Genomic DNA, 22,445 nt, shown 5'->3' with positions numbered 1-22,445 from the left:
CGGTCCCCGGGTGCCTCGTCCGGGTTACTCCCGTGGGCCGAACGGACCGGACGGCGCGAAGAACAGCAGACCCACCCCTACGTTGATTCGTATGATCAACGGACTTTCTCGTCGGGTAGCGGTGTCGGCCTGCTCCCTGTGCGTGGCGGGGGTGCTGGCGTTCACGCCGGCCACCGCATCGGCCGGGCACCGGGCCGGGGACCCCGCCCCGCCCGGACCCGAGGCAGCGATGCCCGGGCCGTCCCTGCTCTACCGCTCCGGCACTCAGGTCAGGCCGCACCGGGGCATTCCCGGGGTCCCGGCGGTGTCGGCGCTGTCCTGGGTGGTGGCCGACGCCGGCAGCGGGGACGTGCTGGCCGCGAGCGACGCCCACCGCAGGCTGCCGCCCGCCAGCACCCTGAAGACGCTGTTCGCCCTCACCGTGCTGCCCAAGCTGCCGGGCGGGATGCGGCACACCGTGCGGGACGAGGAGCTGAAGGACATCGGCCAGGGCAGCAGCCTGGTCGGCATCAAGGAAGGCCGCACCTACCAGGTGGCCGACCTGTGGCGCGGAGTGTTCCTCAGGTCCGGCAACGACGCCGTCCACGTGCTCGCCTCGATGGCAGGCGGCTGGGGCGCCACGGCCACGCGGATGCAGGACGAGGCCCGCACGCTCGGCGCCCTGGACACCCATGTCGTCTCCCCCGACGGCTACGACGCGGACGGCCAGGTGTCCTCCGCCTACGACCTGGCGGTCTTCGGCCGGGAAGGGCTGCGCAACCCCGACTTCGCCCGCTACTGCTCCACCGCCGAGGCCACATTCCCCGCCGACGGCTGGGCGTTCGGGATCCAGAACACCAACCGACTGCTGACCGGTGCGAACGGCGTGGAGCGGTATCCGGGGTTGCTCGGCATCAAGAACGGCTACACCTCCAAGGCGGGCAACACCCTCGTGGCGGCGGCCCGCCGGGGCGGGCGCACGCTCGTGGTGACCGTGATGAACCCTCAGGCCGGCGGCGGGTTGTCGGTGTACCAGGAGGCCCGCGAACTGCTCGACTGGGGCTTCGACGCGGCCGGGCGGGTCGATCCGGTCGGCTCGCTGGACGCACTGCGCGCCAAGTCCCGACCGGCCAAGCCGGCGCCCGTACCGGTGGCCGCGGCCGCCGCACAGGCTCCGGGTGACGGCATGAACTGGCCGCGCACCGCGGTGGTCGCGGGGCTTGTGGGACTCGGCACCGGGGCGGTGACGTCGCTTTTCCTGCGGCTCAGGCGCAAAATGGCGCGTGACTGACCCGCAGGAAGACCGAGCAGCAGGCCGAGCGTGATCCACGTGTAGGCGTTGCTGCCGAGGAAGCCGCTGACGCCCGAGGCCCCGTCGTACCAGAGCCACACCACGCTCGTGCACAGCACCGCGTACAGGGCGCCCGCGAGCCGCGGGCGCCCGGCGCGGACCAGCACCACGAAGGACGGCAGCAGCCACACCAGGTGGTGCACCCAGGTGATCGGGCTGACCAGACAGGCCGCCGCCCCGGTGAGCGCGAACGCGGCCGTCCAGTCGCCGGCCGTCACCGCCCGCCGGACCCGCCAGGCCCAGACACACAGGGTCAGCAGGACCACCGTCGCCCACAGCGGACGGCCGCTCTCGCCGAGGCGGGCCAGCACGCCCTGGAGCGACTGGTTCGACACGTAGTCGAGACGGCCCACCCGGCTGGTGTCCCACAGTGCCTCGGTCCAGTAGAAGCGGGTCGCCCGCGGGTCCGCCCAGGCCGCCAGCGCGGTCGCCGCGGCGGCCACCGCTGTCGCCACCCCGGCCGCCCGGCGGCGCCCGGCGAGCAGCAGCAGGCCGATGAACAGGGCGGGCGTCAGCTTCACGGCGGCGGCGAGCCCGATCCCCGCGCCCGCCCAGCGGCCCCGGCCGGTGGTCAGCAGCCAGGAGTCGCCGAGGACGAGGGCGAGGAGCACCAGGTTCACCTGGCCGAAGCTGAAGGTGTCCCGCAGCGGCTCGAACAGCGCGAGCAGGCACAGGGCGAGCGACCAGCGGTACCAGCCGTGCCGCCGCCACCGGGGACCGGCCAGGATCCCCAGGACCACCGCCAGCGCGGCCAGGTTGACCAGCAGCGAGAGCGCGATCGCGGTGTTCCGGCCGAGCAGGGCCAGCGGCAGCATGAGGAGGGCGGCGAACGGCGGGTAGGTGAAGCCGTACGAGGTGCCGGGCACCCGGTAGTCGTAGATCCGGCCGCCGTGGTGCACCCAGGTGTGCACGGTCCCGTAGTAGACGCGCAGGTCGAAGAAGTCCCGCAGCAGCGGCACGGTCGCCGTGAAGACGGTGACCGCGGCGGCGGCCGCGAGAACGAGCAGCAGCCGGGATCTGGCCGTACGCGGCCACATCGGCCCGGTCAGCGCGGTCACGCGGTGCGTCCCGGTGCCGGGGCCTGGGCCGCCTGGCGGGCCTGCCACAGGACGACCACGCCGAGCAGCCCGCCGGAGACTGCGAGGACGAGTTGCCCGGGGTCGGCGGGGCCGCCGCTGGGCAGCACGGCGAGGGCGAGGACACCGGCCAGGGCCGCGACCCGGTGCCGTACCGAGGTGTCGGGCGCGGCGGCGGCGATCAGGAACAGGCCCCACAGCACGTACCAGGGGCGGATCGCCGGGCCGAACACGGCGACGGTCAGCAGGCTCAGCCCGAGCGCGTACACCGGTCTCAGCCGCAGCCGGAGCCATATCAGCGCCACGGCGACGGCGGTGGCCGTAAGGCCCAGCAGATGCCAGGCCGGGACGGCCAGCGGGGCGAGACCACTGCCGAGGTGGTGCAGCAGGGCACCGGTGGCCCGGCCGAGCAGGCTGGTCAGGGCCCAGTTCTGCGGGGAGACCGGGGTGGCCAGGGCACCGATCCAGCCATATCCGGTACCAGCGACGGCGGTGGCCGTGACGGTGGTCGCGGCGGCGACCGCCAGCGTGGTCAGGGCGGCCGGCACCGGACGTCGGCCGGAGCGGACCTGCAGGGCGAGCACCGCCAGGAGGCCGAGCGCGGCGGGCGCCTTGACCAGGGCGGCCAGGGTGACGAGGACCGCCGCTGCGACACCGCAGGCCGGCCGTCGGCCGCACGCGGCGACGAGGCCGAGTCCCAGCAGGCCGAGCATGAGGGCGTCGTTGTGGGCGCCCGCCACCAGGTGCAGCAGGACCAGCGGGTTGAGGGCACCGAGCCAGAGGGCGGCGGCCGGGTCGGCGCCGCTGTGCCGGGCGAGCCGGGGCAGCGCCAGGGCCATGAGGGCCACCCCGAGCAGGGCGACCAGGCGCATGCCGAACAGGCCCGCGGGCAGCGCGCCGCGGGTCAGCCCGGTCAGCGCGGAGGCGAGCCCCAGGAAGGCGGGGCCGTAGGGGGCGCCGGTGTGCTGCCACATCGGCGCGACCTCGTCGGCGAGCGGACCGCCGAGCCGATCGGGGCCGTGGGCATAGACGTTGATGTGGGCGTCGACCATGGCGCCCTGCGCGAGATAGCTGTAGACGTCCCGGCTGAACAGCGGCGGGGCGAGCAGCAGCGGGGCCGCCCACACGGCCAGCACGAGCAGCAGCGCCCGTGGGCTGGGCGGCCGCGGCCCGCGCACCAGACGGCCGAGCAGCACCCAGGCCGCCACCAGCAGGACGACGCCGAAGTACACCCCGACCAGGCCGAGCGCGGCCCGTGCCGAGGCGGGGGCCAGCAGGTCCTGCACGGGCAGGGCGCCGGCGCTCTCCCCGCCCAGCGCGAGGAAGGCCGTACCGGCCAGCCCCAGCAACTGGCAGCGGCGGAGATCGACGGGGAATGCCATGGCCAACACTGGTTCAGCGTGTCAACGCCGAATGGCCGGAAGGCGACGCTTCCTCCACCGGCGGGCGGCCCGCATGTGACCGGCATGTGAGCAGCGGTGGAGTTCCGCTCACCGATCTCCCGAGCCGGTCCTCCCGAACCCCTCAGAAGACCGACAGACCGGTCAGCGTCGTGAAGCGGTCCAGGGCCGCCACCCCCGCCACCGAGTTGCCGCGTTCGTCCAGGCCCGGGCTCCACACGCACAGGGTGCAGCGGCCGGGTACGACGGCGATGATGCCGCCGCCGACGCCGCTCTTGCCGGGCAGGCCCACGCGGTAGGCGAAGTCACCGGCCGCGTCGTACGTCCCGCAGGTCAGCATCACCGCGTTGACCTGCTTGGCCTGGCTGCGGGTGAGCAGCCGGCCGCCGTCCGCGCGGATGCCGTGCCGGGCGAGGAAGCCGGTGGCGAGGGCCAGGTCGGCACAGGAGGCGGCGACGGAACACTGCCTGAAGTACTGGTCGAGCAGGACCGTCACGTCGTTGTCGATGTTGCCGTAGGACGCCATGAAGTGGGCGAGGGCCGCGTTGCGGTCGCCGTGGGCGGTCTCTGAGGCGGCGACCTCCTTGTCGAAGTCCAGCGCCTGATTGCCGCTCTCGGCACGCAGGAAGGCCAGCAGCTCTCCGGCCGCGTCTGAGGTACGGGTCTGGAGGCGGTCGGTGACGACGAGCGCACCGGCGTTGATGAAAGGATTCCGCGGGATGCCGTTCTCGTACTCGAGCTGGACCAGGGAGTTGAACGGGTTGCCGGAGGGCTCGCGGCCCACGTGCTCCCAGAGTTCGTCGCCCTCGCGGGCCAGGTCCAGGGCGAGCGTGAAGACCTTGGTGATGGACTGCGTGGAGAAGGGCTGCCGCCACTCCCCCACCCCGTACACCGTGCCGTCCAGCTCGGCGACCGCCATGCCGAAGCTGCGCGGATCGCGGGCGGCGAGGGCCGGGATGTAGTCGGCGGGACGGCCGCGGCCGGGGGTGCGGCCTATCTCCTCGGCGATGCGCTCCAGGACCGGCAGGAAGGTGTGGGACGACGTCGTTGTCATGATCGCCATTGTGCCTCCCGCACGGTCCCGGAGCGTAATCGAGCGCGCGTTGCCGCAGGTCAGGCCAGGGGTGCCCCCTGGCCGGCGAGGACCTCGGGGCGCAGCAGGCCGGCGAGCCGCTCGGCCGGCAGCAGGCCCTTCTCCAGGACCAGTTCGGCCACGCCGCGGCCCGTGACGAGGGCCTCCTTGGCGATGTCGGTCGCCGCCGTGTAGCCGATGTGCGGGTTGAGCGCGGTGACCAGACCGATGGAGTTCTCCACGGTCGCGCGCAGCCGCTCGGTGTTGGCGGTGATGCCGTTCACGCAGCGCTCGGACAGCGTCAGGCAGGCGCTCTGCAGATGCGTGATCGACTCCGACAGGGAGTGCAGGATGATCGGCTCGAAGGCGTTGAGCTGGAGCTGTCCGGCCTCGGCGGCCATGGTGATGGCGACGTCGTTGCCGATCACCTCGAAGGCGACCTGGTTGACCACCTCGGGGATCACCGGGTTGACCTTGCCCGGCATGATCGACGAACCGGCCTGCACCGGCGGCAGGTTGATCTCGCCGAGTCCCGCGCGCGGACCCGAGGACAGCAGCCTGAGGTCGTTGCAGCTCTTGGAGAGCTTGACCGCGATCCGCTTGAGCACACCGGACATCTGGACGAAGGCACCGCAGTCCTGGGTGGCCTCGACCAGGTTGGCGGCGGTGACCAGCGGCAGCCCGGTGATCGCGGCCAGGTGGCGGCGGGCCGCCTCGGCGTATCCGGCGGGCGCGTTGAGTCCCGTGCCGATCGCCGTGGCACCCAGGTTGATCTCATGGATCAACTCGACGGCCTCGGCAAGACGGCTGCGGTCCTCCTCAATCATGACGGCATATGCGGAGAACTCCTGACCGAGCGTCATCGGCACCGCGTCCTGCAACTGTGTACGGCCCATCTTGAGCACGTCACGGAACTCGACGGCCTTGCGGGCGAACGAGTCCTGCAGTACAGCCATGGCCTTGAGCAGTCCACGTACCGCGAACACCGTCGCTGTCTTGACGGCGGTCGGGTAGACGTCATTGGTCGACTGACCCAGGTTGACGTCCTCGTTGGGGTGCAGATACGCGTACTCGCCCCTGGCGTGCCCGAGCAGCTCCAGCGCCCGGTTCGCCACGACCTCGTTGGCGTTCATGTTGGTGGACGTGCCGGCGCCGCCCTGGATCACGTCGACGACGAACTGGTCGTGCAGCTTGCCCGCCCGGATCTCCTGGCAGGCGGCGACGATCGCCCGCGCCTTCTCGGGCGCCAGCAGCCCGAGTTCCTCGTTGGCGAGCGCGGCGGCCTCCTTGACGGCGGCCAGGGCGTCGATCAGATGCGGGTACGCGGAGATCGGGGTGCCGGTGATGGGAAAGTTCTCGGTGGCCCGCAGGGTGTGCACACCCCAGTAGACGTCGGCGGGTACGTCACGGTCGCCGAGCAGGTCGTGTTCGCGGCGGGTGGCGGCGGCAGTCATGAGGATACGGTCCTCTTTCTGAGGTACGGAGGTGTCAAAGGGGGCGCGGGGCTGTACCGATGTGCGGCTCCGCCGCGTGGGCGCGATCGACCGCCACCGACCCGCGGGTCCGAGGCGGCCGATCCGGCGCGGCGCTATGCGCAGGCAGGCATCGGAACCGGGTCCAGCGCGCGGACAGCCCGCACGAACCCCACCGGCTCGCCCCCACCGAGGAGGGGCTCACCCGCGAACTCGGCCAGCAGCCCGGGGTCGACGCCCGCGCGAGCCAGAGCGGCCGCCGCGACCGGAATACGCGCACGGTTCGCCCCGTCGGCGATCTTCACCGCGATGGCCCGGCCGTCGGGCAGCGCGGCGACCTGAACGCCCTCGAACCCGTCCTTGGCCAGCAGCCCGGGCACGGCCCGCATCAGCGCGGCCACGTCACGCCCCGAGCCGGAGGCCATTTCGGCGTGCGCGCGCATGGCGTCGGCGACCTTGGCCTCGGGCGTGCCCGGCGCGGCGGAGGTGATCCGGGCGGCGGCGCGGGCGAGGCCGTGCAGGGAGATGGAGAACAGGGGCGCTCCGCAGCCGTCCACGGTGACCCGGGCGACACGCTGGCCGGTCAGGTCCTCGACGATCTCCTGGATCGCCTGCTGGAGCGGGTGCTTCGGGTCGAGGTAGTCCGTCAGGGACCAGCCGTTGAGCTGGGCGGTCCACAGCATCGCCGCGTGCTTGCCGGAGCAGTTCTGGGCGAGGCGGGAGGGCATGCGGCCCTCGCGCACCCAGGCGTCCCGGACGACCGGGTCGAACGGCATGTCGGGGACGTTGCGCAGGTCGTCCTCGCCGAGTCCGGCGAGTTCGAGGATGCGCCGGGTGCCGGCCAGGTGCCGCTCCTCGCCGGAGTGGCTCGCGGCGGCCAGCGAGAGGAGTTCGCCCTCGAGCGGCAGTCCGGCCCGCAGCATGGCCACGGCCTGGAGGGGCTTGACGGCCGAGCGCGGGTAGAAGGCGGCCTCGATGTCGCCGAGCTGGAACTCCACCCGGCCGTCGGCGCCGAGGACGACGACGGAGCCGTAGTGGATGCCCTCGACGACCCCGCCGCGCACGAGGTGGGCGACGGGAGCGTGCAGGGGTTCGCGGACGACGGGAGCGTCGGCGGGGGAACTGCTGTACATCACTGCCTGTATCGATGGGTCGGGTCGGGCCGGTTCGCGGGTCACGCGTCGGCACCGGTGGATGAGCGCGCTATGCGGCCGCGGATGACGTACCAGCCGGCGACCAGCGCTGCGGCGATCAGCGGCAGACACAGCACGGTGGTGCGTCCGGCGCCGCCGTCGGCGTACATGAGGACCAGGACGGAGACGAGGAACGCCAGCGTCACGATCTCGGTCCAGGGGGAACCCGGCAGCCGGTAGGACGGCCGGTGCAGCTCGCCCTTCTGGGTCTTCCGCCAGAAGAGCATGTGACAGATCATGATCATGCCCCAGGTCGCGAGGATGCCGATCGCCGCGAAGTTGAGGACGATCTCGAACGCGTCGGCGGGGACGACATAGTTGAGGCCCACGCCGAGGACACAGATACCGCTGGTGAGCAGGATCCCGCCGTACGGGACCTGGCTGCGGCTCATCTTCCCGGTGAACTTCGGCGCCGACCCGCTCATCGCCATGGAGCGCAGGATGCGGCCGGTGGAGTACAGGCCGGAGTTGAGCGAGGACATGGCCGCGGTGAGCACGACCAGGTTCATCACGCCGCCGGCCGCCGGGACGCCGATGTGCGACAGCACGGTCACGAAGGGGCTCTCGCCGGCCCGGTACTGGTTCCAGGGCAGCAGCATCGAGAGCAGGACGACGGAGCCGACGTAGAACAGGCCCACCCGCCACATGATCGAGTTGATCGCCTTCGGCATGATCTTCTCGGGGTTCTCGGTCTCGCCGGCGGCCACGCCGACCAGTTCGACGGAGGCGTAGGCGAAGACGACGCCCTGGATGATCAGCAGCATGGGCAGCATGCCGTTGGGGAAGACGCCGCCGTTGTCGGTGATCAGGGACGGGCCGGGGTGGTGGCCGTCGACCGGGTGCTGGGTGACCAGCAGGAAGATGCCGATGCACATGAAGACCACCAGCGCGCTGACCTTGACGATCGCGAACCAGAACTCCAGTTCGCCGAAGATCTTCACCGAGATCAGGTTCACGGTGAGGACGACGGCCAGCGCGATGAGCGCGATCACCCACTGCGGGATGTCCGAGAACATGCCCCAGTAGTGGGTGTAGGTGGCGACCGCGGTGATGTCGGCGATACCGGTGGTGGCCCAGTTGAGGAAGTACATCCAGCCCGCGGTGTACGCGCCCTTCTCCCCCAGGAACTCCCGGGCGTACGACACGAAGGCGCCGGAGGAGGGGCGGTACAGGACGAGTTCGCCGAGCGCGCGCACGACCAGGAAGGCGAAGACGCCGCAGACGGCGTACGCGATGAACAGGGAGGGCCCGGCGTCGGCGAGCCGGCCGCCCGCGCCGAGGAAGAGGCCGGTGCCGATGGCTCCGCCGATGGCGATCATGTTGACGTGCCGGTGCTTCAGGCCTTTGCTGTAGCCGGCGTCTCCGGCGTCGACATGGCCGGACGAGGGGCGCGTCTCGTCTTTGAGGTGCTGCTCGCTCACGCCTCGGGTCCGCCTTCCGTGGGGAGGTCCGTGCGCGCGGGGCGCACGATGTCGGTGAGGGTCGTCTCGACGCGGTCCAGGTGGTGGCTCATCGCCTCCACCGCGTCGTGTTCGGAACCGTCGATCAGCGCTTCGACGATCGCCCGGTGCTCGCGGTTGGACTGCTCACGGCGCCCGCCCAGCTCGTTGAGGAAGGCCGACTGACGCGCCAGTGCGTCGCGGATCTCCTCGATGACCCGGCGGAAGACCGGGTTCTGGGCGGCCTCGGCCACGGCGAGGTGGAAGAGGGTGTCCATCGCGACCCAGGCGGTCGTGTCGGTCTCCCGCTCCATGCGGTCGAGCAGGTGGGCCAGGTGGTCCAGGTTCTCCGGGCTGCGGCGCAGCGCCGCGTACCCGGCGACCGGGATCTCGATGTGCCGGCGCACCTCCAGCAGGTCGCTGGCCGCGTAGTCACCGAAGGTGGGGTCCTCGACGGCGTTCGCGATGACGAAGGTGCCCTTGCCCGTCCGGGAGACGGTCAGCCCCATCGTCTGCAGCGCGCGCAGCGCCTCGCGCAGCACGGGCCGCGACACCTCGAGGGTGCGGCACAGCTCGGCCTCGGAGGGCAGCTTGTCACCCAGGGCGTACTCGCCGCGTTCGATGGCGCCGCGGAGGTGGCCGAGGACCGCTTCCATGGCGCTCACACGCCGAGGGGCCGGGCCACCTGTCTGGCTGTCTGACAGGTTCACGGAGCGATCCTGCGGGTTGCGTCAGGTAACTGTCAAGACGTCGCGTAAGGAAACATTCACGGGGTGCGGCGCCCGTATGCGGGCATCCGCACCCCGTGGGTGATCAGCGGCGTTCGGTCAGGCGTCGAGCACGCCCGTGGCGAGCAGGCCGAGCAGGCCCGCGCCGATGAGGATGCGGTAGATCACGAAGGCGTTGAAGGAGTGCTTGGCGACGAACTTCAGCAGCCAGGCGATGGAGGCGTAGGCGACCACGAAGGAGACGATGGTGCCGACGGCCAGCGGGGCGGCGCCCACGCCCGCGCCGAGGGCGTCCTTCAGCTCGTAGATGCCCGCGCCGGTCAGGGCCGGGATGCCGAGGAAGAAGGACAGCCGGGTGGCGGCGACACGGTCCAGGTCCAGGATGAGCGCGGTGGACATGGTCGCACCGGAGCGGGAGAAGCCGGGGAAGAGCAGGGCGAGGATCTGGGAGCAGCCGACCCACATCGCGTCCTTGAAGGACGTGTCGTCCTCACCGCGCTTGTGCCGGCCCATCTGGTCCGCGCACCACATCACGACGGAGCCGAGGATCAGGGAACCGGCGACGACCCAGAGGGAGCCCAGCGGACCGTCGATCAGCGGCTTGGCGGCCAGGCCCACGACCACGATCGGGATGGTGGCGTAGATGACCCACCAGGCGAACTTGTAGTCGTGGTGGTAGCGCTCCTCGCGGTCGGTCAGACCGCGGAACCAGGCGGTGACGATCCGCTTGATGTCCTTGAAGAAGTACACGAGCACGGCGGCGATGGCGCCGACCTGGATGACGGCGGAGAAGCCGACGACGGACTTGTCGTCGACGGGGATGTTCATGAGCCCCTCGGTGATCTTCAGGTGACCGGTGGAGGACACCGGGAGGAACTCGGTCACCCCCTCGACGACTCCGAGGACGACGGCTTGACCGACGGAGATGGCGCTCATGGGATCCAGTTCTGAGGAGAGTTGGTCGACAGTGCTGTAGAAAGTACGTACTATGCCCGGCCGTATCGCAAAACGCCTACGCCCACAGCGCGCCTGCGAGGGAGACGCCGGCGAAGGCCGCGGCGAGCCCGGCCACCACGCTCGCGACGACGTTGACGGCAGCGTAGAGCCCGGAGCCGGCCTCGGACAGCCGCAGGGTCTCGTACGAGAACGTCGAGTACGTCGTCAGCGCGCCGCACAGCCCGGTGCCGATCAGGAGCTGCAGATGCGGCCCGGCGGCTCCGGCGGAGACCGCGCCCGTGAGCAGACCCAATACCAGAGATCCACTGACGTTCACGACGAACGTGCCCCAGGGGAAGACCGAGTCGTGGCGGGCCTGTATGGCGCGGTCGGTGAGGTAGCGCAGCGGTGCACCGACAACGGCCCCCGCAATGACCAGCAGCCAGTTCACAACTACTTCTTACCCTTCGGTTCCGCCGTGTCCGGGCCCTGGGCCCGCCCCACGTACCGCACGACCTCGCACTCCTCCAGGGTCACGAGGCCCTCGCCGACCAGTTCGTCGAGCTGCGGCAGGAACGCCCTCACGCGCTCCTCGGCGTCCACGACGACGACGGCCACGGGCAGGTCCTCGCTCAGGGACAGCAGCCGCGAGGTGTGGATGCGGGAGGAGGCGCCGAAGCCCTCGATGCCCCGGAAGACGCTCGCCCCGGCGAGTCCGGCGGCGTGCGCGCGGTGCACGATCTCGGAGTAGAGGGGCTTGTGGTGCCAGGTGTCGTCCTCACCGATGTAGACGGTCAGCCTGAGGGCCCGGCCGCTGAGCGATGTCATCGCTGCCTCCCGGTCAGCGTCCGGCGGGCGGCCACCGAGCCCAGCCACACCGCCGCGAGGGCCGCGCACAGTGTCGCGGCGAGATAGGCCAGCCCGGTGCCCGGGCGGCCGGCGTCGACCAGTCTGCGGATGTCGACGGCGTAGGTGGAGAAGGTGGTGAAGCCGCCGAGGACGCCGGTGCCGAAGAAGGGGCGGACGAGGCGGTGAGCGGCCCACACATCGGTGATGAGCACCATGAACACACCGATCACGGCGCAGCCGGCGACGTTCGTCCAGAACGTCGCCCAGGGGAAGGAGCCGGCCGGCGTGGGCCAGGCGAGGGTCAGCCCGTAGCGGGCGCACGCACCGAGGGCGCCGCCGATCGCGACCACCGCGACGACCGGTGCCTGGGTACGCCACTCGGACCGCCGCCGCGGTGCGGGACGGACACGGATGCTCTCGGCTTCCGGGGCTGTCATGCTCGTACGTCTCCTGTTCGGGCCTGCCCCGACGGGTGATCACGGCCGGGCACCAGGGTACCGCCGGAGGGGTGGGCGGCAGGCCGCGTGTCCGGCGGGCGGGCGGCCTGCCGGACCCGGCTACGCGGACCTGTCTCACAGGCCTTCTCCCAGGCCCTGCCTCAGCCCTTGTCTGAGCCCTTGCCTCAGGCCTGACCTGGGGCCTTCTCCCGGCCTTCTCACCAGCCCTTCTCGAACACCCGGGCCACTTCGGCGATGCGGATCTCGTCGCGCCGGTAGCAGACGCGGCAGCGCACGCGGCGGGTGCGCAGCAGGCCGAGGCGGGTGAGGAAGTCCAGATGGGCGCGGGCGGTGCGGCGGGGCACGCCCAGCTTGGCGGCGACGGCCCGCGCGGTGACGCCGGTCTCGCCGAGGTCGCCGCTGCCGCGGGCCGGGAAGTGGACCGCCGGGTCCTTGAGACACTCCAGGATCGTGCGCCGTAACCGGCCCGAGGGATTTCCCGTCATCCGTCCGCCCTCCGTCGCCGGCCTCCTCGTACGCAGTGTTCCCACTGTGGCCCGGGCGACGCCGACGCGTGGGGGACTCGCGGGTCGTTGTCCGGTACGGATCGGGCATGCGGCCGAGGAGCGCCGTGCCCGGGCCGCGCACACGGCGAGGGCCCGGCCGCCCCTTACGGCCGGGCCCCGTCGCGGGTGGCTCAGCGGTGGCTGAACCACGTCATGGAGGACAGCGCCTTGTCGTCGTAACCGAACAGGGCCTGGTTCTCCCAGCCGTTGCCGGAGGTGGCGTCGGTGGGGTCCCAGCCGTTTCCGGTGACGGCGGTCCAGGTGGCCTCCCAGTAGAAGACGCCGAGGCCACGGCCGTTCGGGACGGCCTCCACGATGCTCGCCACGTCGTTCATCCACTTGGTCTGGCCGGCCACCGTCGCCGGGTAGCCGGAGACCAGCTTGGCGGTGGTGTCGATCTGGTTCTCCAGCGAGTCGTTGTTGGCCAGGGTGAAGGGGTAGGCGGTCTCGGCGACGAAGACGGGCTTGCCGTAGCGGGAGGCCGCGTCGTCGAGCGTGGTCTGGAAGTCGGAGAGCGGGCCGTGCCAGTAGCCGTAGTACGACAGGCCGATCGCGTCGAACTTCACGCCGCCCGCGACCGCGTTGTCGAAGAACGTCTCGGTGCCGGCCTTGTCCCCGCCCTTGGCCAGGTGCAGCGCGACGACCGTGGAGGAGCTGACCGCCTTGGCGGCGCTGTAGCCCGAGTTGAGCAGGCCGGCGAGCTGGCTCCAGTTGGACGTGGATCCCTCGGACCACAGGATGCCGCCGTTGATCTCATTGCCGATCTGGACCATGTCGGCGGTGGTGCCTTGAGCCTTCAAGGCGTTCAACACGTCGTACGTGTGGTTGTACACGTCCGTCTTGAGTTGACTGTATGTATGGCCCGTCCATGCGGCCGGCTTGGTCTGGGCGCCGGGGTCGGCCCAGGTGTCCGAGTAGTGGAAGTCCACCAGGAGCTTCATGCCCTGCGCCTTGATGCGCTTGGCCATCGCGAGGACGTGCGTCTTGTCGTTGAAGCCGTCGGCCGGGTTCACCCAGACCTTCAGGCGGGCGTAGTTCATGCCGTACGACTTCAGGACGGCGAGCGCGTCGCCCGTGGTGCCCGAACTCGTCTTGTAGACACCACCCTTGGCCTCACTCTTGGCGAGGGAGGAGACGTCGGCGCCGTGGATGGACGTACCGGTGGTGCCGGACGTGAAGGTCAGATCGTCAACGTTGATCCAGTTGCCGGCGTTCGCGTCACTGTTGATGCTGATGGTGCACTGGTTGTTCGTCACATTGATCGGCGTGACGATACGGATCCATCCACTGGACGAGATGGGCAGATCGGTGCGCTGCTCCGAACTTCCGCAATTCTTGAGCGCTATGTACGCGGAATTCTGCCCACCACTGGAGCGGACCCAGGCGGTCAACGTGTAGTGGCCGTTGGTCAGCCCGGACAGGTACTGGTACGTCTCGACCTTGTAGGCGGACGCCGAGTAGTGGGTGAGCCGGTAACTCCCGCTGTGCCCGCCGGACTCGGTGTACGAGGCGCCGGTGTCGCCGTACTCGGACCAGCCGGCGGGGGCGGCCGTGCCGGTGCCGTCGGCCTCGAAGCCGCCGTTGGTCAGCGTGCTCGCGGCGTGCGCGGCCTGGGCGGGCAGGAAGGTGAGGGCGAGCCCGGCCGTGAGCGGCAGCAGCAGGGCCCTGATGGTGCGTCTGGGATGGAACTTCATCGTCCGTCGTCCCTTCGACGTAACTGGGGAGGGGGTCCTCCGGTGCGGCCGGAGGAGGACCCCTCCGCCCACGGCTCTCGTGGCACACGCGGGCGGAGGGGAGCCGGCTCAGCCGTCAAGTCGTACGACCCGGACGGCCCCCGCCGGGACCGGGAGGCGGCCCGCGGCGCGTTCGCCCGTCAGCAGCTCGGTGCCGGGCGCATCCAGCGGCACCTTGGTGTCGCCGGCGGTGTGGTTGATCACGAAAAGGTAACGGCCCGACTCTCCGCTGCGGTGCACCACTTCGACGTCCCGGTGCAGGCCGGCGCGCGGGGCGATCCGGGCGTCGTCGGCGGCCCGGCCGATCAGCGCGTCGAGGCCCCGGGCGTCGAGGCGGGTCGAGACGTACCACGCGGTGCCCTTCCCGAGCCGGTGCCGGGTGACCGCCGGGCGGCCCGCGGTGAGTCCCTCGGCGTAGGTCCACACGGTCTCGGCGCCGCGCGGCACCACGAACTCCGTCCACACGTCGCCCGTCAGCCCGGAGCCGTCGGGGCCGGTCAGCCGTACCCGCTCGTCCCTCAGCAGCGGCGAGAACTCCTCCACCGTCAGGCCGAGGACGTCGCGCAGCGCGCCCGGGTAGGCGCCCTCGTGCACGGCGTCGTGCTCGTCGACGATGCCGGAGAAGTACGACACCACGAGCGTGCCGCCGTTCTCGACGTACTCCCTGACGTTGTTCCCGGCCGCCTCGGTCATCAGGTAGAGGGCCGGTACGACGACAAGGGGATAGGCCGACAAGTCGGCTTCCGGGTGGGCGAAGTCGACCGTGAGGTGGTGGTCGTAGAGGGCTTCGTAGAACGAGTCGGCGCGTTCGCGCGGGTCGTGGTCCTCGCTGGGGCGCCACGCGAGGTTCTGCGCCCACCAGGACTGCCAGTCCCACAGCAGGGCGACGTCGGCCTCGGTGCGGGCGCCGCGGATCGTGCTCAACGAGTCGATGTGCGCGCCGAGTTCGACGACCTCCCGCCACACACGGGTGTCGGTGCCGCCGTGCGGCAGCATCGCCGAGTGGAACTTCTCGGCGCCGCGCCGGGACTGGCGCCACTGGAAGAACATCGCGCCCTCGGAGCCGCGCGCCACGTGGGCGAGGGAGTTGCGGGCCATCTGGCCGGGGGCCTTGGCGGGGTTGCGGGGCTGCCAGTTGACGCCCGAGGTGGAGTGCTCGAGAAGCAGCCAGGGGGCGCCGCCGGCCACCGAGCGGGTGATGTCGGCGGCCATCGCGAGGTTGACGTGGGTGCGGCGGCCGTCGGTGATCAGGTAGTGGTCGTTGGTGACGAGGTCGACCTCGCGGCCCCAGGCCCAGTAGTCGATCGAGTCGCACTGGCTGAGCGCGGTCATGAAGTTGGTGGTCACCGGGACGCCCGGCGAGAGGCGGTGCAGGATGTCGCGTTCGGCGACGAAGTTCTCGCGGATGGTCGCGTCGGCGAAGCGCTTGTAGTCGAGGGCCTGGCCGGGGTTGCCGACGGTCGGGGCGGCCCGGGGCGGATTGATCTGCTCGAAGCTCGTGTAGTGCTGCCCCCAGAAGGCCGTTCCCCAGGCCTCGTTGACCGCGTCGACGGTGCCGTAGGTCCGCGCGAGCCAACGGCGGAAGTGGGCCGCGCAGGAGTCGCAGTAGCACGCCGAGACGGGGACGCCGTACTCGTTGTGCACGTGCCACAGGGCGAGTGCGGGGTCCTCGCCGTAGCGTTCGGCGAGCTTCACGGTGATCGCCTTGGCGGCGGCCCGGTAGTCGGCGTTGCTGTGGCAGATCGCGCCGCGTGAGCCGAACTCGTGCCGCATGCCCTCGGCGGTCACCGGCAGGGCCTCGGGGTGGGCCCGGTAGAACCAGGCGGGCGGCGCCACGGTGGGCGTGCCGAGGTCGACGCGGATGCCGTTCTCGTGCAGCAGGCCGATGATCCGGTCCAGCCAGCCGAAGTCGTACTCCCCCGGAGCCGGCTCCAGCAGGGCCCAGGAGAAGATCCCGATGCTGACCATGGTGACGCCGGCCTCGCGCATCAGCCGGACGTCCTCCTGCCAGACGTCTTCCGGCCACTGCTCGGGGTTGTAGTCGCCACCGAAGGCGAGCCTGGTGAGGCCCCTGGGGCTGGTGTCCGGCATGGGTGTCTCCCGTGAAATCGATCATTTGGGAACGTGCACACACAACGGCGGCGGTGCGAGCCCAACATAACCGCACAGCAACAACCATTGACAAGTGTCCGGGATGTTTCTCTACTGTGAACGCTCACAGAAGCATGGCAGGGGCTCGCGACGGGCGGGCACCCAGCATGTGAACGTGCACACCGCACATCTGCATGGCAGGTCCCCGCAGCGGGCGGGGACCCAGGTCAGGGGAGAAACCATGCCGCACACGAAGCGCCGTCGCCTCGTGACAACCGCCCTCGCCGTCGCGCTCGGCGCGACCACCCTCGCCGCCTGCGGTTCCGGGGACGGCAGCAAGTCCGAGTCCGGTCCGGTCTCGCTGACGTACTGGACCTGGACGCCCGGCATGGACAAGGTCGTGGACCTGTGGAACAAGGGGCCGGGGAAGAAGGACCGGATCACCGTCACGGTGAAGAAGCAGGCGTCCGGCGACACGCTGGTCACCAAGATCCTCACCGCGCACAAGGCGAAGCAGGCCCCGGACCTGGTGCAGGCCGAGTACCAGGCGCTGCCGACGCTGGTCAGCAATGACGCGCTGGCCGACATCTCCAAGCAGGTCGGCGACGTGAAGAGCAAGTTCACCGACGGTGTCTGGCAGCAGACCACGCTCGGCACGGACGCCGTCTACGCGATCCCGCAGGACATCGGCCCGATGATGTTCTACTACCGCGAGGACCTGTTCAAGCAGTACGGCCTGAAGGTCCCCACCACCTGGGACGAGTTCGCCCAGGTCGCCCGTCAGCTGAAGCAGAAGGCGCCGGACAAGTCCCTGACCACCTTCTCCGCCAACGACTCCGGCCTCTTCGCGGGTCTCGCCCAGCAGGCCGGCGCCAAGTGGTGGACCGCCTCCGGCGGCAAGTGGAAGGTCGCCATCGACGACGCGGCCACGCAGAAGGTCGCCACGTTCTGGGGCGGGCTGGTCAAGGAGGGCGTCATCGACAACCAGCCGATGTACACGCCGTCCTGGAACAAGGCCATCGACACCGGCAAGCAGATCGCCTGGGTGAGCGCCGTGTGGGCTCCGGGCACGCTGACCACGGCCGCGCCCGACACCAAGGGCAAGTGGGCCATGGCCCCGCTCCCCCAGTGGTCGGCGGCCCAGGACGTGACCGGCAGCTGGGGCGGCTCCTCCACCGCCGTGACCACCGACTCCGCGCACAAGGACGCCGCCGCCGAGTTCGCCGCCTGGCTGAACACCGACCACGACGCCCTCGACGCCCTGGCGAAGGACGGCGGAATCTACCCTGCCTCGACGTCCGCGCAGCTCAGCGGCGCGTTCTCGAACCCGCCGGACTACTTCTCCAACCAGGCCGACTTCTACCCCAAGGCCGCCGAGATCGCGAAGAGCACGGCGCCCTCGGCCTGGGGCCCGAACGTGAACGTCGCCTACGCGACCTTCAACGACGCGTTCGGCGCCGCCGCCAAGAGCAAGTCGGACTTCGCCGCCGCCCTGAAGAAGATGCAGGACGCCACGGTCGCCGACATGAAGAAGCAGGGCTTCGGGGTCTCCCAGTGACCAGCACCGCCAACCGGAAGCCGTACGGGGTCAAGGGGGCCCCGTACGCCTTCCTGCTCCCCGCCGCCGTTCTGTTCGCCCTCTTCTTCGCGCTGCCCATCGGCTACGCCCTCTTCCTCAGCTTCCGCAAGACACACATCTCCGGGCTCGGGCTCGGCGCGAACGCCCGGAGCGAGGTCTGGGCCGGCTTCGAGAACTACACCGAGGCCTTCAAGGACAGCGCGCTGCTGCACGGCGCGCTGCGCGTGCTCGGCTACGGCTGCATCGTCGTCCCGGTGATGCTGGGCCTCGCCCTGCTGTTCGCGCTGATGCTGGACTCCGAGAAGGTGCGGCTCGCCCCGTTCACCCGGCTCGCGATCTTCCTGCCGTACGCCATCCCCGGCGTGGTGGCGGCGCTGCTGTGGGGCTTCCTGTACCTGCCGGACGTCAGCCCCTTCTACTACGTGCTCGGCAAGCTCCATCTGCCGCAGCCGAACCTGCTGGACGGCGGTCCGCTCTATCTCGCCCTGTCGAACATCGCGGTCTGGGGCGGCACCGGGTTCAACATGATCGTCATCTACACCTCGCTGCGGTCCATCCCGGCCGAGGTGTACGAGGCGGCGAAGCTGGACGGCGCCACCCCGCTGCAGGTCGCGCTGAAGATCAAGATCCCGATGGTGGCGTCCTCGCTGGTGCTGACCTTCTTCTTCTCGATCATCGCGACACTCCAGGTGTTCAACGAGCCGACGACCCTCAAACCGCTGACCAACTCCGTCAATACCAGCTGGAGTCCGCTGATGAAGGTGTACCAGGACGCCTTCCACCGGAACGACATCTACTCGGCGGCCGCCGAGGCGGTCCTGATCGCCATCGTCACGCTGCTGCTGTCGTTCGGGTTCCTGCGGGCCGCGAACCGCCGGAACAAGCGGGACGACAGTCAAGGAGCTGTTCGATGAGTTCTCTTGCCCTCCGCAAGGCCGCGCCGGCCGCCGGCACCACGCCCGGCACCGCTCAGGGCCCGCCGCTGCGCCGCCGGATCGCGCTGGTGCCGACGATCACCCTGCTGCTCGGCGCGATCTACACGCTGCTGCCGGTCGCCTGGGTGGTGATCGCGTCCACCAAGTCCGGGCACGAGCTGTTCTCCACCTTCACCTTCCTGCCGGGCAGCGGGTTCACCCGGAACATCACGGACCTGAACGCCTACCGGGGCGGCATCTACTGGAAGTGGATGGGCAACTCCGCCCTGTACTCCGGCCTCGGTGCCCTGCTGTCCACGGCCGTGTCGGCGTTCAGCGGCTACGCGCTCGCGACGTACCGCTTCAAGGGCCGCGAAGCGATCTTCAACGTCCTGCTCGCGGGCGTCCTGATGCCGCCGGTGATCCTCGCGATCCCGCAGTACCTGCTGCTGGCGAAGGCGAACCTCACGGACTCCTACCTGTCCGTGCTGCTGCCGCAGATCCTCGCCCCGTACGGCGTCTACCTCGCCCGGATCTACGCCTCCGCCGCCGTCCCCGCCGACGTGGTGGAGGCCGGGCGGATGGACGGGGCGAGCGAGTGGCGGATCTTCACCAGGATCGCGCTGCCGATGATGATCCCGGGCATGGTCACGGTGTTCCTGTTCCAGTTCGTCGCGATCTGGAACAACTTCCTGCTGCCGTTCATCATGCTCAGCGACGACAACAAGTTCCCGCTCACGCTGGGTCTGTACACGCTGCTGGAACAGGGCTCCAACACCCCGGCGCTGTACACCCTGGTGATCACGGGCGCGTTCCTGGCGGTGCTGCCGCTGATCGCGCTGTTCCTGGTCATTCAGCGGTTCTGGAGCCTCGACCTGCTCTCCGGGGCCGTAAAGTCATGACCATGAGCAATTCGGGGGGCCGGCGCAAACCGCCGACGATCCACGACGTGGCGCGCGAGGCAGGCGTCTCGCGCGGCACCGTCTCGCGCGTGCTCAACGGCGGGCACTACGTCAGCCCCGCCGCGCAGGAGGCGGTCAACGCCGCCATCCGCAAGACCGGGTATGTCGTGAACCGGCACGCCCGCTCGCTGATCACCGGCCGCTCGGACTCGGTCGGCTTCCTGCTGACCGAGCCGCAGGAGCGGTTCTTCGAGGACCCCAACTTCAATGTCCTGCTGCGTGGTTGCACCCAGGCGCTGGCCGCGCACGACGTGCCGCTGCTGCTGATGCTGGCGGGCACCGAGGACGAACGGCGGCGCATCACGCGGTACATCACCGCCGGGCACGTGGACGGGGTCCTGCTGGTCTCCAGCCACTTCGGCGATCCGGTCGCGGAGGAGCTGCGGGAGGCGGGCGTGCCGCTCGTCGCCTGCGGCAAGCCCATCGGCCTCGGTTCGAAGGTGAGTTACGTCGCCGCCGACGACCGGGACGGCGCCCGGGACATGGTCCGGCATCTGCTGTCGCTCGGCCGGCGCCGGATCGCCGTGGTCACCGGACCGCTGGACACGCCCGGCGGTGTGGAGCGGCTCGCCGGCTACAAGGAGGTGCTCACCGAGGCGGGCATCGGGCCGGACGAGCGGCTCATCGTCTCCGGCGACTACAGCCGGGCGAGCGGTGAGGTGGCCGCGGAGCGGCTGCTGGCGCAGGCCCCGGACATGGACGCGGTGTTCGTGGCCTCCGACCTGATGGCGCAGGGCGTGCTGGCGGCGCTGCACCGGGCCGGGAAGCGGGTACCGGACGACATCGCTGTCGGCGGCTTCGACGACTCCCCGGCGGCGACCGCCGCCACCCCGGCGCTCACCACGATCCGGCAGCCGTGGGACCGGATCAGCAGCGAGATGGTGCGGGTGCTGCTCGCGCAGATCGGGGGCGAGGATCCGGCAGCGGTGATCCTTCCTACGGAGCTGGTGCGGCGCGAGTCGGCTTGAGCCGTGGCGCCCACCGGGATGCCGGGAAGGATCGTCAGGCGTCTGCGGCAGCGTTGGGGCCGGTAGCGCCGCTCCCCGCGCCCCTTTGGGGCGCCACCAGCCCCGTTTCATAGGCGAGGACGACGGCCTGGGCGCGGTCGCGCAGACCCAGCTTGGCGAAGATGCGGGCCACGTGGGACTTGACCGTGGCCTCGCTCAGGGTCAGTTCGGTGGCCAGCTCGGTGTTGGACAGGCCGCGGCCCAGCAGGGTCAGGACCTCGCGCTCGCGGGGCGTGAGCGCGGCCAGGTCGGCGGGCACGGCGGCCTGGCCCGTCCGCTCGGCCTCCGCCGCGTACCGCTCCACCAGGCGCCGGGTGATCTGCGGTGCCAGCAGGGCGTCGCCGGTGCCGACCAGGCGCACGGCCGCCGCCAGGTGCTCGGGGGTGACGTCCTTGAGCAGGAAGCCGCTGGCGCCGATCGACAGGGCCTCGTACACATAGCGGTCCAGGTCGAACGTGGTCAGCATGAGCACCCGGCAGTCGGGGATCCGCCCCAGGATGCGCCGGGTGGCCTCCAGTCCGTCCATGACCGGCATGCGGATGTCCATCAGGACGACGTCCGGGCGCAGTTCCCGGGCCGCGGCGATCGCCTCGGCGCCGTCCGCGGCCTCGCCCACCACCTCGATGCCCCGGGCGGTGAGGATCAGCCGGAAGCCGGTGCGGATCAGTGTCTGGTCGTCGGCGATCAGGACCCGGGGCGCCCGCTCGGGCGCGTCGGCGGTCATGGCCGGTCCAGCGGAATGCGGGCCCGGACGCGGAAGCCTCCGCCGAGCCTGCGCCGGGCGTCCAGGTCGCCGCCGTAGACGGCGACGCGCTCGCGCAGGCCGAGCAGGCCACGGCCGGTGCCGTCGGCCGCGGGTCTCGGTGCGGCCGGTCCGCTGCCGGTGAACACGCTGGGGCCGGTGTCGACGATCTCGACCCGCAGGGCGTGGTCCGCGTAGCGCACGCTCACCTCCGCCTTTCCGCCGTCGCCGTGCCGGAGCGCATTGGTCAGGGCCTCCTGGATGATGCGGTAGGCGGTCACGTCGATGCCCTGCGGCAGCGGGCGCGGGTCGCCCGAGACGCGGACCTCGACGGGGAGTCCCGCGAACGATATCCGGTCCACCAGCGGGCCGAGCCGGTCGAGGCCGGGCTGCGGGGCCAGCGGCGTGCTCGCCCTGTCGGCGTCAGGTGCCGGGCCGGTGTCGGTGCCGTCCTGGGCGGGTGCCAGCAGGCCCAGCAGGTGTCTGAGGTCGGTCATCGCACCCCGCCCGGCGTCCTCGACGGCTCTGAGCGCGGTCGCGGCCTCGTCCGGCATGGTGCCCAGCACTTCGCGCGCGGCGCTCGCCTGGACGACCATCAGGCTGACGTTGTGGCTGACGATGTCGTGCAACTCACGGGCGATCCGGTCACGTTCGGCCGCGACCGCTGCCTCGGTGGCGCTCTCCCGCTCGCGCTCCAGCAGCCAGCCGCGCTCGCCGATCGCCGTCCGCCAGCGGCGCCGGGTGCGCACCAGCGCCGCCGTCAGTCCGAGAACGGCCGTGCACGCCACCGCGAGCGCCGTCGTCATCACGTCGTACTCCCCCATGCCGTTCATGGTCGCAGACGGCACTGACATCCGCATCGACCTGGGGATTCAGCGCTCTGCATCCCCAGGATGAGGCGCGCCCGCCGATGCCACCC

20 protein-coding genes and 1 pseudogene are annotated in these 22,445 nt (G+C 70.9%); 5 read left to right on the top strand and 16 right to left on the bottom strand.

Annotated features, from left to right (window positions below):
• Positions 1 to 91: 91 nt before the first annotated feature.
• A pseudogene (locus tag A6P39_RS36590) lies at positions 92 to 973 on the top strand (D-alanyl-D-alanine carboxypeptidase family protein); the annotation flags it as partial.
• Between the two features lie 11 nt (positions 974 to 984).
• On the opposite strand, the gene A6P39_RS36585 reads toward A6P39_RS36590, so the two are convergent.
• From A6P39_RS36585 to A6P39_RS36520, 14 genes are all read right to left on the bottom strand, one after another.
• Complete coding sequence (locus A6P39_RS36585; RefSeq protein ID WP_067052137.1) at positions 985 to 2,367, bottom strand: glycosyltransferase family 87 protein; 1,383 nt, start codon at positions 2,365 to 2,367, stop codon at positions 985 to 987.
• 17 nt (positions 2,368 to 2,384) lie between these two features.
• The gene (gene mptB / locus A6P39_RS36580) at positions 2,385 to 3,788 is read right to left on the bottom strand and encodes a polyprenol phosphomannose-dependent alpha 1,6 mannosyltransferase MptB (RefSeq protein ID WP_067051894.1); all 1,404 of its coding nucleotides are present in this window, start codon (positions 3,786 to 3,788) and stop codon (positions 2,385 to 2,387) included.
• 142 nt (positions 3,789 to 3,930) lie between these two features.
• Positions 3,931 to 4,869, bottom strand: a complete 939-nt coding sequence (locus tag A6P39_RS36575; protein ID WP_067051896.1) for a glutaminase — start codon at positions 4,867 to 4,869, stop codon at positions 3,931 to 3,933.
• Between the two features lie 50 nt (positions 4,870 to 4,919).
• A complete protein-coding gene (aspA, locus tag A6P39_RS36570; RefSeq protein WP_067051898.1) occupies positions 4,920 to 6,332 on the bottom strand; it encodes an aspartate ammonia-lyase in 1,413 nt (470 codons plus the stop codon).
• A gap of 134 nt (positions 6,333 to 6,466) precedes the next feature.
• Positions 6,467 to 7,483, bottom strand: a complete 1,017-nt coding sequence (locus tag A6P39_RS36565; RefSeq protein WP_067051900.1) for an asparaginase — start codon at positions 7,481 to 7,483, stop codon at positions 6,467 to 6,469.
• 41 nt (positions 7,484 to 7,524) lie between these two features.
• Positions 7,525 to 8,964 (bottom strand): amino acid permease, encoded by a 1,440-nt coding sequence (locus tag A6P39_RS36560; protein WP_067051902.1) that lies wholly within the window; start codon positions 8,962 to 8,964, stop codon positions 7,525 to 7,527.
• A complete protein-coding gene (locus A6P39_RS36555; protein WP_067051903.1) occupies positions 8,961 to 9,638 on the bottom strand; it encodes a FadR/GntR family transcriptional regulator in 678 nt (225 codons plus the stop codon). Before A6P39_RS36555 ends, A6P39_RS36560 begins: the two co-directional genes overlap by 4 nt.
• Positions 9,639 to 9,809: 171 nt before the next feature.
• Positions 9,810 to 10,646: an undecaprenyl-diphosphate phosphatase gene (locus tag A6P39_RS36550; protein ID WP_067051905.1), complete on the bottom strand. Its 837-nt coding sequence runs from the start codon at positions 10,644 to 10,646 to the stop codon at positions 9,810 to 9,812.
• Between the two features lie 76 nt (positions 10,647 to 10,722).
• Positions 10,723 to 11,097, bottom strand: a complete 375-nt coding sequence (gene crcB / locus A6P39_RS36545) for a fluoride efflux transporter CrcB (protein ID WP_067051907.1) — start codon at positions 11,095 to 11,097, stop codon at positions 10,723 to 10,725.
• A gap of 2 nt (positions 11,098 to 11,099) precedes the next feature.
• Positions 11,100 to 11,474: a DUF190 domain-containing protein gene (locus tag A6P39_RS36540; RefSeq protein WP_067051909.1), complete on the bottom strand. Its 375-nt coding sequence runs from the start codon at positions 11,472 to 11,474 to the stop codon at positions 11,100 to 11,102.
• Positions 11,471 to 11,932: a fluoride efflux transporter CrcB gene (gene crcB, locus A6P39_RS36535; RefSeq protein ID WP_067051911.1), complete on the bottom strand. Its 462-nt coding sequence runs from the start codon at positions 11,930 to 11,932 to the stop codon at positions 11,471 to 11,473. The genes A6P39_RS36540 and crcB (A6P39_RS36535) overlap by 4 nt, the downstream gene beginning before the upstream one ends.
• A 218-nt stretch (positions 11,933 to 12,150) precedes the next feature.
• Positions 12,151 to 12,438 carry a helix-turn-helix domain-containing protein gene (locus A6P39_RS36530; RefSeq protein WP_067051913.1) on the bottom strand — a complete coding sequence of 96 codons (288 nt, stop codon included), beginning with the start codon at positions 12,436 to 12,438 and terminating at the stop codon, positions 12,151 to 12,153.
• Positions 12,439 to 12,629: 191 nt separating this feature from the next.
• Positions 12,630 to 14,192 carry a glycosyl hydrolase 53 family protein gene (locus tag A6P39_RS36525; protein ID WP_067051915.1) on the bottom strand — a complete coding sequence of 521 codons (1,563 nt, stop codon included), beginning with the start codon at positions 14,190 to 14,192 and terminating at the stop codon, positions 12,630 to 12,632.
• Between the two features lie 108 nt (positions 14,193 to 14,300).
• Positions 14,301 to 16,322, bottom strand: a complete 2,022-nt coding sequence (locus A6P39_RS36520) for a beta-galactosidase (RefSeq protein ID WP_067051917.1) — start codon at positions 16,320 to 16,322, stop codon at positions 14,301 to 14,303.
• A 241-nt stretch (positions 16,323 to 16,563) separates the two neighbouring features.
• Here A6P39_RS36520 and A6P39_RS36515 point away from each other — a divergent pair, with 241 nt between their 5' ends.
• The 4 genes from A6P39_RS36515 to A6P39_RS36500 are packed head-to-tail and all read left to right on the top strand — an operon-like array spanning position 16,564 to position 20,745.
• Complete coding sequence (locus tag A6P39_RS36515) at positions 16,564 to 17,880, top strand: ABC transporter substrate-binding protein (protein ID WP_067051919.1); 1,317 nt, start codon at positions 16,564 to 16,566, stop codon at positions 17,878 to 17,880.
• Complete coding sequence (locus tag A6P39_RS36510) at positions 17,877 to 18,815, top strand: carbohydrate ABC transporter permease (protein WP_067051921.1); 939 nt, start codon at positions 17,877 to 17,879, stop codon at positions 18,813 to 18,815. The genes A6P39_RS36515 and A6P39_RS36510 overlap by 4 nt, the downstream gene beginning before the upstream one ends.
• The gene (locus tag A6P39_RS36505; RefSeq protein WP_067051923.1) at positions 18,812 to 19,717 is read left to right on the top strand and encodes a carbohydrate ABC transporter permease; all 906 of its coding nucleotides are present in this window, start codon (positions 18,812 to 18,814) and stop codon (positions 19,715 to 19,717) included. Before A6P39_RS36510 ends, A6P39_RS36505 begins: the two co-directional genes overlap by 4 nt.
• Positions 19,714 to 20,745, top strand: a complete 1,032-nt coding sequence (locus A6P39_RS36500; protein ID WP_067051925.1) for a LacI family DNA-binding transcriptional regulator — start codon at positions 19,714 to 19,716, stop codon at positions 20,743 to 20,745. The genes A6P39_RS36505 and A6P39_RS36500 overlap by 4 nt, the downstream gene beginning before the upstream one ends.
• A gap of 34 nt (positions 20,746 to 20,779) precedes the next feature.
• Here the strand turns inward: A6P39_RS36500 and A6P39_RS36495 are convergent, their stop codons facing one another.
• Together A6P39_RS36495 and A6P39_RS36490 are read right to left on the bottom strand one after the other, a co-directional pair.
• Positions 20,780 to 21,508, bottom strand: coding sequence for a response regulator (locus tag A6P39_RS36495; RefSeq protein ID WP_067051927.1), 729 nt, complete (start codon positions 21,506 to 21,508; stop codon positions 20,780 to 20,782).
• The gene (locus A6P39_RS36490) at positions 21,505 to 22,350 is read right to left on the bottom strand and encodes a sensor histidine kinase (RefSeq protein ID WP_067051929.1); all 846 of its coding nucleotides are present in this window, start codon (positions 22,348 to 22,350) and stop codon (positions 21,505 to 21,507) included. Before A6P39_RS36490 ends, A6P39_RS36495 begins: the two co-directional genes overlap by 4 nt.
• Between the last annotated feature and the right edge of the window lie 95 nt (positions 22,351 to 22,445).

Source organism: Streptomyces sp. FXJ1.172 (assembly GCF_001636945.3).
Lineage (GTDB): Bacteria > Actinomycetota > Actinomycetes > Streptomycetales > Streptomycetaceae > Streptomyces.
The sequence above is the reverse complement of the archived record's forward strand: the minus strand, read 5'-3'. Positions and strand labels throughout refer to the sequence as shown.

Bases quoted from the DNA above. Each gene is read 5' to 3' on its own strand.
- A6P39_RS36585 (WP_067052137.1), bottom strand. From the start codon at position 2,367: ATGTGGCCGCGTACGGCCAGATCCCGGCTGCTGCTCGTTCTCGCGGCC.
- mptB (WP_067051894.1), bottom strand. From the start codon at position 3,788: ATGGCATTCCCCGTCGATCTCCGCCGCTGCCAGTTGCTGGGGCTGGCC.
- A6P39_RS36575 (WP_067051896.1), bottom strand. From the start codon at position 4,869: ATGGCGATCATGACAACGACGTCGTCCCACACCTTCCTGCCGGTCCTG.
- aspA (WP_067051898.1), bottom strand. From the start codon at position 6,332: ATGACTGCCGCCGCCACCCGCCGCGAACACGACCTGCTCGGCGACCGT.
- A6P39_RS36565 (WP_067051900.1), bottom strand. From the start codon at position 7,483: ATGTACAGCAGTTCCCCCGCCGACGCTCCCGTCGTCCGCGAACCCCTG.
- A6P39_RS36555 (WP_067051903.1), bottom strand. From the start codon at position 9,638: ATGGAAGCGGTCCTCGGCCACCTCCGCGGCGCCATCGAACGCGGCGAG.
- A6P39_RS36550 (WP_067051905.1), bottom strand. From the start codon at position 10,646: ATGAGCGCCATCTCCGTCGGTCAAGCCGTCGTCCTCGGAGTCGTCGAG.
- A6P39_RS36540 (WP_067051909.1), bottom strand. From the start codon at position 11,474: ATGACATCGCTCAGCGGCCGGGCCCTCAGGCTGACCGTCTACATCGGT.
- crcB (WP_067051911.1), bottom strand. From the start codon at position 11,932: ATGACAGCCCCGGAAGCCGAGAGCATCCGTGTCCGTCCCGCACCGCGG.
- A6P39_RS36530 (WP_067051913.1), bottom strand. From the start codon at position 12,438: ATGACGGGAAATCCCTCGGGCCGGTTACGGCGCACGATCCTGGAGTGT.
- A6P39_RS36525 (WP_067051915.1), bottom strand. From the start codon at position 14,192: ATGAAGTTCCATCCCAGACGCACCATCAGGGCCCTGCTGCTGCCGCTC.
- A6P39_RS36520 (WP_067051917.1), bottom strand. From the start codon at position 16,322: ATGCCGGACACCAGCCCCAGGGGCCTCACCAGGCTCGCCTTCGGTGGC.
- A6P39_RS36515 (WP_067051919.1), top strand. From the start codon at position 16,564: ATGCCGCACACGAAGCGCCGTCGCCTCGTGACAACCGCCCTCGCCGTC.
- A6P39_RS36505 (WP_067051923.1), top strand. From the start codon at position 18,812: ATGAGTTCTCTTGCCCTCCGCAAGGCCGCGCCGGCCGCCGGCACCACG.
- A6P39_RS36500 (WP_067051925.1), top strand. From the start codon at position 19,714: ATGACCATGAGCAATTCGGGGGGCCGGCGCAAACCGCCGACGATCCAC.
- A6P39_RS36495 (WP_067051927.1), bottom strand. From the start codon at position 21,508: ATGACCGCCGACGCGCCCGAGCGGGCGCCCCGGGTCCTGATCGCCGAC.
- A6P39_RS36490 (WP_067051929.1), bottom strand. From the start codon at position 22,350: ATGGGGGAGTACGACGTGATGACGACGGCGCTCGCGGTGGCGTGCACG.